Annotated in this window: 13 protein-coding genes; all 13 read right to left on the reverse strand. The window is 41.7% G+C overall.

The window, feature by feature from the left end:
• Positions 1 to 4: 4 nt before the first annotated feature.
• The 13 genes from PGW42_RS01240 to PGW42_RS01300 all read right to left on the reverse strand — a co-directional run bounded on the left by PGW42_RS01240 (position 5) and on the right by PGW42_RS01300 (position 14,165).
• Positions 5 to 1,222, reverse strand: coding sequence for a glycosyltransferase (locus tag PGW42_RS01240; protein WP_270235099.1), 1,218 nt, complete (start codon positions 1,220 to 1,222; stop codon positions 5 to 7).
• Positions 1,223 to 1,514: 292 nt separating this feature from the next.
• On the reverse strand, positions 1,515 to 2,645 hold the full coding sequence (locus PGW42_RS01245; protein WP_270203473.1) for a glycosyltransferase family 4 protein: 1,131 nt from the start codon (positions 2,643 to 2,645) through the stop codon (positions 1,515 to 1,517).
• Positions 2,646 to 2,787: 142 nt separating this feature from the next.
• The gene (locus PGW42_RS01250) at positions 2,788 to 4,209 is read right to left on the reverse strand and encodes a sugar transferase (protein ID WP_270203474.1); all 1,422 of its coding nucleotides are present in this window, start codon (positions 4,207 to 4,209) and stop codon (positions 2,788 to 2,790) included.
• Between the two features lie 283 nt (positions 4,210 to 4,492).
• Positions 4,493 to 5,149, reverse strand: coding sequence for a (d)CMP kinase (gene cmk, locus PGW42_RS01255; protein WP_270203475.1), 657 nt, complete (start codon positions 5,147 to 5,149; stop codon positions 4,493 to 4,495).
• A 168-nt stretch (positions 5,150 to 5,317) separates the two neighbouring features.
• On the reverse strand, positions 5,318 to 6,550 hold the full coding sequence (locus PGW42_RS01260) for an NAD(P)/FAD-dependent oxidoreductase (protein WP_270203476.1): 1,233 nt from the start codon (positions 6,548 to 6,550) through the stop codon (positions 5,318 to 5,320).
• Positions 6,547 to 7,446 carry a MurR/RpiR family transcriptional regulator gene (locus tag PGW42_RS01265; protein WP_008369203.1) on the reverse strand — a complete coding sequence of 300 codons (900 nt, stop codon included), beginning with the start codon at positions 7,444 to 7,446 and terminating at the stop codon, positions 6,547 to 6,549. Before PGW42_RS01265 ends, PGW42_RS01260 begins: the two co-directional genes overlap by 4 nt.
• A gap of 47 nt (positions 7,447 to 7,493) precedes the next feature.
• Positions 7,494 to 8,255, reverse strand: coding sequence for a hypothetical protein (locus PGW42_RS01270; RefSeq protein ID WP_118217743.1), 762 nt, complete (start codon positions 8,253 to 8,255; stop codon positions 7,494 to 7,496).
• Positions 8,248 to 9,348, reverse strand: coding sequence for an AAA family ATPase (locus PGW42_RS01275; RefSeq protein WP_118217742.1), 1,101 nt, complete (start codon positions 9,346 to 9,348; stop codon positions 8,248 to 8,250). Before PGW42_RS01275 ends, PGW42_RS01270 begins: the two co-directional genes overlap by 8 nt.
• Before the next feature lie 77 nt (positions 9,349 to 9,425).
• Positions 9,426 to 10,205 (reverse strand): hypothetical protein, encoded by a 780-nt coding sequence (locus PGW42_RS01280; RefSeq protein WP_270203477.1) that lies wholly within the window; start codon positions 10,203 to 10,205, stop codon positions 9,426 to 9,428.
• A gap of 111 nt (positions 10,206 to 10,316) precedes the next feature.
• Positions 10,317 to 11,726, reverse strand: a complete 1,410-nt coding sequence (locus tag PGW42_RS01285) for an oxaloacetate decarboxylase subunit alpha (protein WP_117823807.1) — start codon at positions 11,724 to 11,726, stop codon at positions 10,317 to 10,319.
• A gap of 78 nt (positions 11,727 to 11,804) precedes the next feature.
• The gene (locus PGW42_RS01290; protein WP_117556567.1) at positions 11,805 to 12,956 is read right to left on the reverse strand and encodes a sodium ion-translocating decarboxylase subunit beta; all 1,152 of its coding nucleotides are present in this window, start codon (positions 12,954 to 12,956) and stop codon (positions 11,805 to 11,807) included.
• 36 nt (positions 12,957 to 12,992) lie between these two features.
• Positions 12,993 to 13,358, reverse strand: a complete 366-nt coding sequence (locus PGW42_RS01295) for a biotin/lipoyl-containing protein (protein WP_008369209.1) — start codon at positions 13,356 to 13,358, stop codon at positions 12,993 to 12,995.
• A 27-nt stretch (positions 13,359 to 13,385) separates the two neighbouring features.
• Positions 13,386 to 14,165: an OadG family transporter subunit gene (locus tag PGW42_RS01300; protein ID WP_008369211.1), complete on the reverse strand. Its 780-nt coding sequence runs from the start codon at positions 14,163 to 14,165 to the stop codon at positions 13,386 to 13,388.
• Position 14,166: the final 1 nt, after the last annotated feature.

A 14,166-nucleotide genomic window follows, 5' to 3' on the forward strand; every position in this document is an offset into this window, starting at 1 on the left:
ATACTTACAGAGGATTACCCCCCCCCAGATAAATCGGGATGAGCTTGTTACAGTAAGCTTCAAGATCATCTCTCTCAAGGTTAAGGCACGCCTTTGCGTACTTATCGGTTTCTGCCGGATCATTCCAAAGCTCCTTGATAATAGATGCCAGTTGCTTGGAATCCCGGCTTGTGAACAGTCGTCCATCCACACCATCTGTAATCAACTCAGGAATGCCACCGATATTTGCGCCGATGACAGGAGTTCCGCGTTGCTGACTCTCCATAACAGAGAACGGGCAGTTTTCATAGACTTCCGAAGGGCAAATAGAGAACTTTGCTTCCCGAATCAGTTTGTCCAATGCATCGCCAGTCTGGAAACCAACATTCTTAACATTTTTCAGCTGATTGACCTTGTCTTCCAATGGGCCAGAACCAGCAAAAATAAACTGAATATCTGGCAACAGATTGCAGGTCTCAACAAGTGTGTTGATTCCCTTCTCTTCAGAGAAGCGGCCGAAGTAAAGGACATAATCTTTCTTTTCAACCTCTTTAGGCTCTACCTTCTCCACAAAGTTGTGCATTGCGATTGTCTTAGTTGCAAACAACGGATTCGTGTCCATCTTGGTTTTCAAGAATTCCGAGCAGCAAATAATCTTGTCAATGTACTTGTATGCTCCGTTCCATTTCCAGAATTCCGCCTCCATCATGCCCACAATAGACTTTGCAGTAGATCCGTGAACACATTTTCCCTTTACGCAATTCATGAAATGACCACCGAGGCACTTCTCACAATTTTCATGTGTAATAGGGTTCTTTAATTGATGGTTCGGACAAACCAGCTGGTAGTCATGTGCCGTGAAGATAATCTTACAATCCCTTCCGGTCTCCTTGCGCCACTTCACGATTTCCAGAATGATGGAAGGTGTCAGCTGGTAGTTGAAGTTGTTCAGGTGACAGACATCCGGCTTGAAGTCGTCCAGAACTTTTCTCAGCTGCACCCGCGCTTCCTTGCTGTAGATGGTCTTGATGGGGTAGGTCAGCTTGCTCAGTTTGCTGCCACCGTGAAAGTCCATATCAGATGTATAAGCATTGACCCGGTTGCCTACGCAGCGGCCTTCGTGCTCCATTCCGAAGTACTGAACCTCGTGTCCATGCTGCTCCAGTGCCTCACCCAATTTGAATATATACGTCTCGCTGCCGCCGTTTCGGTGCAGAAATTTATTCAAAATCAGCGTCCTCACGTTAAATTTCTCCTTATTCTATGTTCTATTTCACTACCTCTGTTCAGATGAAGCACTTCCAATGTATTGTTCATAAACCAGAGTGCTCCATACAAACGCAGGTAGTGATACTGAAAGTTCTTATGATAAAATCATCTGCTGTTGCCGAACCTAGGTAGCGAGATAAAAACCACACTCGCAGCTCCAAGCTTCTCTTGAAAAGTGCCGTAAATACGCTATTTTCCCTGCATTTTCACTATGTACATCTCACCACCTGCGTTCGGTTAGAGGAGATTATTTATTATTAATACTCTCATCGGCTCTTCTCCCCATACAATGCAAGTGTTTTATCCACTACTTCATCCCAGTTGTATTTTGCACAGATAAAGTCGGCTGCCTGTTCTTTTAACTTTCCTACCTTCCGAATATCATCGCATGCGTCCTGCAGTTTTTCTGTCAGGTCCTTGATATTGGATTTTCGGAATATGATTGCTTTATCTTCTACCACCTCGGTACATTCCGGTATATCAGATACCAGACAAGCATTTCCATAACTCATGGCTTCCAGAAGACTTAATGGCATTCCTTCCAGATCAGACGGCAGCGTATAGATGTAAGCGTTGCTGTATAATTCATCCAGCATCGCTCCCTGCACAAATCCGGTAAAGAGAATCCGATCGTCACCCTTCGCCAGTTCTTTCAATTCCTTCATAAAGGAATCTGTATCACTGGAACCGCCTGCGATGACCAGCTTTTTATCTGTTTTGACATCCTTGAACGCTTCAACCAAATACCGGATACCTTTTTCCGGTACCAGTCGACCAAGAAATAATATATAGGAATCTTTCGTCAGTCCAAATTTTTCTGTTATTAAACCAGCTTCTCGGGTTTCTGGTCTGTTCACTCCATTCGGAACGAAATGTGTCTCCCTACCATAGGTATCTTTAAAGTAGTCCTGAACACCTTTGCTTAGTACGATAATTTCATCCGCATACTTTACAGCATTCTTTTCACCCTGACGGATGAATTTAGAGCCAAATCCTGACTTCCATTTTTCCCGTTGCCAGTCTATACCATGAATGGTAACCACAACCCTCTTTCCAAACATCTTTGGAAGCCATGAGAAAAAAGCTGGACCTTCTGCATGGATATGTACCACATCATATTTTCCAAAAGCACTGTACAGAGCCGCAAAGAAAGAGGAACTCACCGCTGCAAGACCTTTTCCTTCAATAGTTGGAACAAATTTCTGTCGGATTCCATCATATTCAATTTTATTGTCATACTCTGCACCACTCACGTGATGACCAGATCTGTTGTAACAGGTAACCCGACATCCATCTCGTGCCATTCTGGTGCACAGTTCTTTTACAACAATCTCTATCCCGCCCTCACGGGACAGTCTTTTTTGTCCGAACATGGACACTGCAAATTTATCTTTCATAATGTTCTCCAACCAATATTGTTCCCTCTGCTCCTTTATATCTATGTACTTTTGTTGAGTAGACATTTCTGCACTCTACATACTTAAAAGAAGTAGCCTTTTCAGCATTTCGTATGCTTTTTATTGACCTTTTACAACAATCCTACTTCGATCCAACCTTCCCCAGCACAACAGCCACGGTCTTAAACAGAATCTTAATATCCAACCCCGGACTCCATTTTTTAATATACTCGGTATCCAGTCTTACGACTTCTTCAAAGTCTGTGATATTACTTCTTCCGCTGACCTGCCACATACCGGTAAGTCCCGGCTTGAATGCCAGTCTGGAGCGGTGATGCATCTCATATTTTTCCCACTCATCTACTGTAGGCGGTCTGGTTCCCACAAGGCTCATATCACCTTTGAGCACATTCCAGAACTGTGGGAATTCATCCAGAGAATAATCCCGAATGAAATTTCCGATTCCTTTGATAATACGTGGATCATTATCCATCTTGAACATCATACCATCTTTGATATCGTTCTGTGCCATCAACTCTTTCTTCCGCTCTTCCGCATCCATATACATACTTCGGAATTTGTAAATGTTGAACTTCTTACCATTTTTACCGATTCGCACCTGTTTGAAGAAGATCGGTCCCGGTGACTTAATATAAATGATTGGTGCTACAAAGATAAAAATGATACCTGTCAGTAGCATTCCAACCAGTCCTCCGCAGATATCCATCGTCCTTTTGAAGATCAACTGACCGGTGCTTACCATATTGATGCTGGTCGAAAGCACCGTATATCCTTCCAGCTTTTCCACAATCTGGTTGGAAGAATCATCCGCAACTCTTGCCAGCTTGATATGTACAGTAATTCCCATGATACCGAAATTTCTGATCAGTTTATCCGGAAGCGCAAGCTCTGTCGGAATGCTGAAAAGTGCTTCATCCACCCAGTTCAACTGCGCAAAATCTTCAATCGCACTCTCTCCACAAAATACCGGGAATCCATGATAATTTGGAATTTCATTTTTTTTTGCATCAATAATTCCAATTCCCATTACATGAAACTCACTGTAGGGATTGCCGGTAAATGCCTCCACAATTTCTCTATAATTCTTTTTTCCACCGACCAGAAGGATCGCTCTTTTCCCTGATGCAGGGCCTCTGTGCTTGGAAAGCCATTTTTTCAACAAAATCCTTCCTATATATAATACGCAGATCGATATGATTGGGAATGCAAATGTGACAACTCGTGAGTAATTGCTCGACTCTTTCATTGCAAACAAATAGACAATCACACACACGGTCACGATGATCGCGTGCTTTGCGACTGCCTTAGCCTCCAACCAGTATCCTCTCCTCAAGATTCCTCTGTAGCTTCCCATCGTCAGGCCAACAACCAGATCGATCGCCGCAATTGCAAAAAATACATTCCGATAAAGCGGTGCTTCCCTGTAATATGCAGTCCCATGACGTAACCACTGAGCAAGTAAATAAGATATTTCCAACAATATTAAATCTAACAAAATAAAATCCCAGTGTTTTAACCAACTGGAAATTTTCTTTCTGTACATAATTAAACCCGACCCTCTTAAACATTACTTTCGTAATTCGTTTTCTCTAACATTTATAACATATTTCGTATAAAAGGTAAAGCAATCTCCATGTACAATTCTCTTTTTTGACATTTTATCGACTTTTCGCACAAAAAAGTCATTAGTTTTGTGTACTTTTTTCCTAAAAACTAATGACTTTTTAATTATTTATCGATTATTGTATTTTCAATTATAGATTTTTACCCTTTCCATACAATAATCACCTTTTTTTGCTGCTGCAATCTGATTTCTGACAGATTTTCTACTTTGTCAGTGCAATAATTGCTTTCACCACATCGTCAATTCCCATCTCAGAGCTGTCGATCAGCGTTGCATCTTCAGCCTGCTTAAGCGGTGCGATCTCTCTTGTCATATCGCGCTCGTCTCTTTCCTGGATATCCTGCCTGATCTGTTCAAAATCACAGGCTTCTCCTTTTCCTTCCAGTTCTTTGAACCGGCGCATTGCGCGGCATTCTACACTTGCAGTCAGATACACTTTAACGTCCGCATTCGGAAGTACATTGGTTCCGATATCTCTTCCATCCATAACGACATCTTTTTCTTTTGCAAGATTCCTCTGCAGATCCAGAAGCTTTGCACGGACTGCCGGTACTGCCGAGCTTACGGATGCCATATTTCCAACCGTTTCCTCACGAAGCTGTGAAGTGATGTTTTCTCCATTCAAATAGACCTGCTGCACACCATTTTCATAACCAAGCTCTACCTTTGCATCCTCGCATGCTGCCTCGATCTTCTCTACTTCTCCCGGTACGATCCCTTTTTTCAAGAAATGCACGGCAAGTCCGCGGTACATTGCCCCGGTATCTACATAGATGAATCCCAGTTCCTTTGCAACCAGTTTTGCGATCGTGCTCTTTCCGGCACCTGCCGGTCCGTCAATTGCGATATTATATCCCATTTTATATCCTCCCTGTTTCACTCACATTTTCTGTTCCTGTCCAGATCTGACAGTTCCTTTTCCGGCTTTCCGCTGATATTCTCATCCTCAGCTTTTCTCACCTTCCATCCGGATCATTTCCTGTTTACGCCATCTCTGGATTGCTGTGCGATATCTATAATCCAAAAACTACCAGATATTACTTCCTGCCGCATATGCAGTCGACCACGCGATCTGCAGATTGAATCCACCAGTCAGTGCATCCAGATCCAGCACTTCCCCTGCAAAATACAGTCCCTGTACCAGCTTGGACTCCATCGTAGTCGGATTGACTTCTTTGACTTTTACGCCGCCCCGTGTAATAATTGCCTCTTTGAAATCCCGAAGCCCGGTCAATGTCACAGTAAAATGCTTGATCAGATGGACGAAATTCATCCGCTCTTCTTTTGTGATCACATTGACCTTCTTTTCCGGATCAATGCCGCTTAAGTGGATCATGACCGGAAGTAATTTTGCCGGAAACAGTCCGGTAACTGCATTTTTAAACTGTTTATTATGGTTTGCATCAAATTCCCGCAGCACTCTCGCATCCAGCTGCTCTTCGGAAAGTGCCGGCTTCAGGTCGATGACCAGCTTTAACTCATGCTTTTTCTGCAGGATTTTACCTACATAGGCACTCGAACTGATGATCAGTGGTCCGCTTACTCCAAAGTGGGTGAATAACATTTCTCCGAAATCACTGTACAGCTCTTTCTTTCCGTCATAGACCGTTGCCTGGACATTCCGGAGGGAAAGCCCCATCAGTGCCGGAATGTACTCTTCTCTGACATTCATCGGAACCAGGGAAGGTGCAGGTTCGGTGATCTTGTGTCCCATCGCTTCTGCAAAGCGATAGCCATCTCCGGTGGAACCTGTTGTCTGATAGCTGACACCACCGGTTGCGATAATGCAGGCATCCCCTTCTTCTTTGCTTCCATCTGCCATAACAAGATAGGAAAATCTTCCATCCTCTGCCACAACCTTTTCTACATTGGAATAAAGATGGATGTGTACTCCATTTCGCTTCATTTCCAACTCCAGTGTGCGGATAACATCCGAAGAATGATCCGACTGCGGAAATACACGATTACCACGCTCTGTCTTCAAACGCAATCCTGCATTTTCAAAGAAATCCATCACATCCTGGTTGGTAAATCCGTAAAAACTGCTGTACATGAATTTCTCATTGGATACCATATTTTGGAAAAGCTCCTCTACATCACAGGCATTGGTGACATTGCATCTGCCTTTTCCCGTGATAAAAAGCTTCTTTCCAAGTTTTTCATTTTTTTCAAATACGTGGACTTCATTGCCATTTTTCGCCGCAAAGATCGATGCGAACATACCGGCAGCTCCGCCCCCTACGATCAGTACTTTACTCATTTGATCCTTACCTCATCTTCTACAGGCTCCAGCTCATCTCTGGAATAAACCTGATATTCGTCCCAGATGTCCTCCAGTGTCTCCAGCGTCTCGATGACATCATCCTGCTTCTTCATGCAGAGTGCAACCACCAGTGCATTGATCACACTGAGCGGTGCAACCAGGGAATCTACGATAGATGCCATATCACTCTTGGCGATCAGATTGCAGGAGGAATAAAGATTCATCGGTGAATTCACACTGTCGGTCAAGGTTATTACCTTTGCTTTCCGGTTGCTGGCAAATTCCAGTGCTTTTAATGTACGCATGGAATATCGCGGAAAACTGATCCCGATGATCACATCTTCTTCCCCGATCCGGATCAGCTGCTCAAAAATCTCGCTGGAACTGTTGGTATCGACCTCTACCACATCCTCACAGATCAGATTCAGATAGAAAGTCAGGAATTTTGCCAGCGGTGCACAGCTTCGGATTCCGATCACATAAACCTTTTTTGCCGCAAGGATCGTATCCACCGCCAGTTCAAATGCATGATTGTCCACGGATTCCAATGTCTGCTTGATCTTCTCGATATCAGACTGCAGAACCGTCGCCAGGATCTCGCTCCGGTCGATCCGTCCGTAGGTCACTTCCATACGCTGGATAGAATTCAGCTTGGTACGCACCAGTTCTCCCAGTGCTTTCTGGAATTCGGGATAGCCTTTATATCCAAGCTGTGTTGCGAAACGGACAACCGTTGATTCGCTGACACCGACTGCCTCTCCCATCTTTGCAGCCGTCAGGAAGGCTGCTTTATCATAATTTTCTTTGATGTAATCCGCAAGCCGCTTCTGTCCCTTGCTGAACTTCGGATATCTCTCATCAATTCTAATCAGTAACTCATTTTTTGTGCTCACAATTTGCCTCCAGTATCATTTGACAAGGGACGATTCCTCGTCCCCTGTTAAGCTTCCCATATAGACTCTCTAAAATATTCATATATAAACAATGGAAAACTATTGATAATTCCTATTTTTCCATTTTTTATAAATTTAGTCTTTTGAAAATCATATAATCTGTCCTGAGTCAGCTCATTAAATAAATCATTTCTTTCAGGCAATTCATATCTTCCTTTTATAATACAGTTTAGTTTGCGTAAACTGTTTCGGCATAAATCATACCAGTCATTTTTCGATAAATGTCTGAAATCCTGATATTTTTTGATTTCATGAACTGTTTTCTTATATTTTTTGATATCATCAATATCAAGCATACATCTGCGATAACATTTTTCTTCTTCAAATGCGTATTGATCCCTTAACGACTCCACCATTGGATAATTAATATACAGCTTTCCCAAATCTGTCTCTTCATTAAATGTATTTAACATTTCTTCCAGAATATCTACATCTTTTTCTTTCGCTTTCAGATTATTATTATGGCCATCATAATCAAAAAACAAATATATTTCCATAAAATCATTTCGTTCAAAACCTTCCAGTACTTTTTTCGCCTCTTTATTCGACTCCCTTAGTACTTCAATTACATCGGTCTCAAACTCGTCCTTCTTTAATTGTTTCCACAACATGTAAATATTTTCTCCTGCCGGAAACGTAATCGGCACAAGCTCGCATTGTTCCGAGAAAAAGATTTGATTCAAGTTCCATACAAGCTGCTTTTCTGTCCGTTCACCCTCATAAATAATCGCTATGTATTTTTTAATCATCAAATGCCCCCGCATTATAAAGCTTTTGCAAATTATGTGCTTTTCTCAATTCCTTATTGGTTGCTTCACTGAATGATTTAATCTTTCCGTTCTGGATACGCAAATAACAATCTGGTCGAAGCAGATCATTACTCATGATATCTGTATTATGTGTTGTCAGTATACTTTGTGTCTTAGGAAGTTTCAAAAGTTCTTTTACAACTGCTGTTGCAAGATTATTATGATAAAATGCATCAAATTCATCAATAAACACAAGTGATACATTTTCCAAATGCATCAGCCAATAATAAAACAATGTCAATGAACATGTTCCTCGCGAAGCCACACTATAAAAATTCACTTCTCGCTTACCAAATTTACAGAACAATTGTTGTTCACCTTCTATTTCTTTAGCTACTAATTCATATTCTATACCTAATTCGTGTAAGAACTCCTGAAAATCTTTTACCTTATTACGTTTGATTATTCCCTGTGCAATTTTTTCAGTGCCGTTATAATATCCTTGATAATCATTTTTTTCCAAAGAACTGAACCAGAGCATCCGATCGACAAATCTCATGAATTTAGTAAATACTATACATTCTTCTGTGTTCTTCAAAACTGTATTATTAGAAACATATTTTACAAACGAAATGTTCTTCTCTGTCAGATTTGTATTCAATGTCTCTGCCCCTGCCAGCAGTACCTCTCCTTCATGCGTTTCATAATTATATCTCAGATAAATATCTCCATTGATCCAGACCTTTTCTTCCAGTAACTTTTGTGCACTTTCTTTTTTATACCAATATTTCAAATTTCCTTCTTCAAATTCAAATTCGTAATAAAACTCAGTCGGCTCATCTTTTTCCAGATTCCCATATAACCGATAGAATTCAAAATTTCTTTCTTTATCTGTTAAGTGTAAAATAATATCGAATAAAGCATATCCCAGATTACTTTTTCCGCTCGCATTTTCCCCATATACGAGTGCGGTTTTTATCGTCCTATTATGAACTGCTTTATCACTAAATCCATAATTATTTATTTTAGATAAATCAAGCAATAAGTCCTCTTTAAAATTTTTAAAATTTTTCAGCCAAAACTTTTTTAACATTGCCTTCTTTCCTCCTGTCTTTTCATATTACACCAAAAAAAAGGCATTTACAATATTCATCCGTAAAAAAACTACAGTTATATATCATAAATTCCCTTTAAAAAAAGTTTTTTTAGCTGGTACACTGTTTTTATTTCTTTTTCTATCCCATTTATCATTTTTATCATCTTTCCTCCGTTTATGTAATAGTAATTATCCAATGGTGCAATACATTCATCTATCCAACAGCTTCTTCTCGCAAACACTATAATCTGAACCTCTGAATCTATACCTTCTTTTTTTATTCTATCTATTTCGCTATCATCCACATCATCAATAATTTTTATTTTCGTTCTCTTACTATTTCTTTTCAAATATTCTTTCTTTAAATCATTTCTCACCTTGTTCCATTCCACAGACTTGTCATTTTTCGTAACTTCAACAACATATTCCTTTTGTTGAAACATATTCATACATTTTTCTAAAATCTCTGTTTCTCTTTTCAAATTTTTTACTTTTGCATATTTAACTGATTTTTTTATCATATCTATAGGCACGTTTACTTCATTCTTTAAAATAAATTCAAAAAGCATTTTTTCTATTTTAATGCATCCACAATAGATCCTCCCATTCTTTTTCCGCTCGTATACTATTTCAATTTCTATATCTTCTATTAAAAATATATATTTGAACTTTCCATTATTTTCTATATATTGATTTTTCAAATCTTGTTCAGTAATAATATCTTTTAATGCCATACACAATGTAGTTTTTCCAGCTCCACATTTTCCAAATACGCACGAAATCCCCTGATTCCATTCTATTGATAATTTTTCTATAAAATTTCCATAATTTTCTACTTCAAAACAAGACAGCATTTAACCATTTCCTTTTTTATTGATTTCTTATTATAAATTATATGCCTGTCCTTTTTTTATATGAAAAGAACAGCTTTTTGTTGCCAAAAAGCTGTTCTTACTAATATGCTATTATACCGGATAACTTCCGTCTTTTGCAATTGTAGCATCTACTTTCTTCTCCTGTGCCTCGCGGTATTTGAAGAAGTCTGTAGCTACCTGCGGGAAGAGTGCGTAGCTGAGTACGTCTTCATCCTGCTCTTTGTACTGTTCCATCTCTTTTTCAAGAGTTCCGAGTTCATCCGGGATCAGGTCTGCCGGACGGCATGTGATAACTTCCGGATTGTCTCCGAGTACTTTCTTAACAACATCCGGGTTGAACGGTTTAACAGTTGCACCGTATTTTCCGCTCAGGATGTCTTTCGTCTCTTTTGTTGCCATCTTGTAGCGTTCGCCCATCAGGACATTGAATACTGCCTGTGTACCAACGATCTGTGATGACGGAGTAACCAGCGGTGGTTCACCAAGGTCTTTACGAACTCTCGGTACTTCTTCAAGTACGTCGTAGAACTTGTCTTCTGCTCCCTGCTCTTTGAGCTGGGAAGTAAGGTTGGAAAGCATTCCACCCGGTACCTGGTACAGAAGAGTCTTGATGTTAACACCAAGGTTTTTCGGATTGAGAAGTCCGCTGTCAAGTGCTTCGTCACGGATCGGACGGAAGTAATCAGCGATCTCAGCCAGAAGATTCTGGTCAAATCCTGTATCATAAGGTGTTCCCTTGAATGTCTCAACCATAACTTCTGTTGCCGGCTGAGAAGTTCCAAGTGCGAACGGTGAAATAGCGGTATCGATCACGTCTACACCGGCTTCAACTGCTTTTAAGTATGTCATTGAAGCAACACCTGATGTGTAATGTGTATGCAGCTGGATCGGGATATCAACAGCTTCTTTTAATGCTCCGACAAGCTCTGTTGCCTTGTACGGAAGAAGAAGTCCTGCCATATCTTTGATACAGATAGAGTTTGCACCCATATCTTCGATTCTCTTAGCGATGTCTACCCAGTAATCTAAGGTGTAAGCATCTCCAAGAGTATAGGAAAGTGCGATCTGTGCTTCTGCTTTTTCAGAATTTGCTGCTTTTACTGCTGTCTGAAGGTTTCTAAGGTCATTCAGACAGTCAAAAATACGAATGATATCGATTCCGTTTGCAACAGATTTTTTAACGAAGTATTCTACTACATCATCTGCGTATGGACGGTATCCAAGGATGTTCTGTCCACGGAAGAGCATCTGAAGTTTGGTGTTCTTGAATCCGTCACGGAATTTACGAAGTCTTGACCATGGATCTTCATGCAGGAAACGAAGGGATGCATCAAATGTAGCTCCGCCCCAGCACTCTACGGAATGGTATCCGACTTTGTCCATTTTATCTACGATCGGAAGCATCTGTTCTGTGGTAAGTCTTGTTGCGATCAGGGACTGATGCGCATCACGCAGAACTGTTTCCGTAATCTTAATCGGTTTCTTTTCAATTGCTGCCATTATATCTTCCTCCAATTATTATAAGGTTTATTAAGCTCCAGGATTGTTATCTCACTGTCAGATACGCGCTTCCTGTTGCTACATAACTCCGAAAATAGCCATAAATGTTCCGGCTGCTACGGCTGTTCCGATAACTCCGGCTACGTTCGGTCCCATTGCATGCATCAGAAGGAAGTTGGTCGGATCTGCTTCCGCTCCTACTTTCTGAGATACACGGGCTGCCATAGGTACGGCAGATACTCCGGCTGAACCAATCAGCGGATTTACCTTGCCATGTGTGGCTACGCACATCAGTTTTCCAAACAGGACACCTGCTGCGGTACCGAATGCGAATGCGATCAGACCAAGTACTACGATCTTCAATGTGCTGACATTTAAGAATGCCTCTGCACTTGTAGTAGCACCTACAGATGTACCAAGCAGGATAACTACGATGTACATCATTGCGTTGGATGCAGTCTCTGTCAGCTGTCTTACAACACCGGATTCTTTGAACAGGTTACCAAGCATCAGCATACCTACCAGAGGAGCTGTTGTCGGAAGAATCATACATACAACGATGGTTACGATGATCGGGAACAGAATTTTCTCAAGCTGTGTAACCGGACGAAGCTGTCCCATTTTAATCTTTCTTTCCTTCTCGGTTGTGAGAAGTTTCATGATCGGCGGCTGGATGATCGGAACCAGTGACATGTAAGAGTAGGCTGCCACGGCGATCGGTCCCATAAGTGCTGTCTGCTGGAGCTTACCTGCAAGGAAGATGGAAGTCGGTCCGTCTGCTCCACCGATGATGGAGATGGCAGCTGCTGCCTTATCAGAGAAACCAAGAGCCATCGCACCAAGATAAGCTGCGAAAATACCAAACTGTGCTGCCGCACCGAGGAGGAAGCTCGCCGGGTTGGCAATGAGCGGTCCGAAGTCAGTCATCGCACCGACACCCATGAAAATAAGTGACGGGAGAATAGACCACTCATCCAGCTGGAAGAAGTAATACAAAAGTCCGCCCGTTCCGTTAGCCGAATCTTCTGCATGAAGCATGATATCCGGGTAAATATTTACCAGGAGCATACCAAATGCAATCGGTACAAGCAGAAGCGGTTCAAACCCATGCTTGATTGCAAGATAAAGGAAAAAACATGCAACTGCGATCATAATGTAGTTACCCCAAGTCAGGTTGAGGAACGCAGTCTGCTGCACGAGGTTTCCCAGTGTGTTAGTGATATATTCCATGTTATAACCTCCTGTTTTTCAAAAGGATGTTGCTCCTTAGTTCAATGTAGCCAGTGTCTGTCCTGCTTCTACTGCATCACCCACTGCTACATCGATACTTGCAACTGTTCCGTCTTCCGGAGCTACAACAGGAATTTCCATCTTCATTGCTTCTACGATAAGAACTGCATCACCGCGGGATACTTTCTGTCCTACGCTCGCTTCGATCTTAAATACTTTTCCGGCTGCACCTGCTTCTACCTTGATGCTTCCAGCTCCGGCTGCTGCTTTTGGAGCTGCCTTCGGTGCTGCTTTCGGAGCTGCCTTTGGTGCTGCTACTGGTGCTGCAGCTGCTCCGTTTCCGTTTTCTTCTACTGTAACATCATATACGTTGCCGTTAACTGTGATTGTATAGTTTTTCATCTTTAAATCCTCCTGATTCTATTCGCACTATGCATTCCATTTGTTTGATTTTCTTCTCTTGATAGAACGTACTACAAATCCGTCTGTAGTAGTTCCTTCTGCTGCTGCGATCGCTGCTGCGATAACTGCAACAAGTTCGGTATCATCCATTTCTTCTGCTTCTTCTACAGCTGCTGCCACTGCCGGTGCCGGTGCTGCCTTCGGAGCTTCTTCTTTTTTCTTCTTGGATGTACCGTTAAGTAATGCAGGAACGTATTTGATCAGGGAAATGATAAAGCTCATGAAAATAAGCATTACGAATACAGTTCCCATACCAAGTAATGTGTTAAGTCCCGCTTTTTCAAGGATTTCGCTCATGCCGTAATGAGCATTGACTGTAAATGATTCCAGAGTCATATTCTCATCGAATACGAATTCCAGGTCTGCACTTCTGTCAGAAAATGTTGCCGGTGCAGTTACCGTAACACCTGTAGAAGACGCCTCGAATTCATAGTCTTTATGGCTTTCATAATCGCCGCATTCTTCCAGGGATGCTTTCCATCCTTCCAGTGCAGTTGCGAAAGTGTCTGCTTCCATCTGCACACCGGTCTGGCTTTCAAACTGTGCCATCAGATATCCCTGATTCCAGTCTGACATCTCTGTGATCTGGTCGCTTGTGATGGATCCGCTCTCAATGATATCAAAAACAGCATCACAAGACTGGATCAGTGTATCTTTGTCATAGCTGACGGTCTTGGCATTTCCGCAGCCTGCAAGGCCGAGCACAAGTACCAGAACTGCGACTACTAAACTAATCTTTTTCTTCACT

It is taken from the genome of Coprococcus sp. TM115-187 (assembly GCF_027679115.1).
GTDB lineage: Bacteria > Bacillota > Clostridia > Lachnospirales > Lachnospiraceae > Allocoprococcus > Allocoprococcus comes.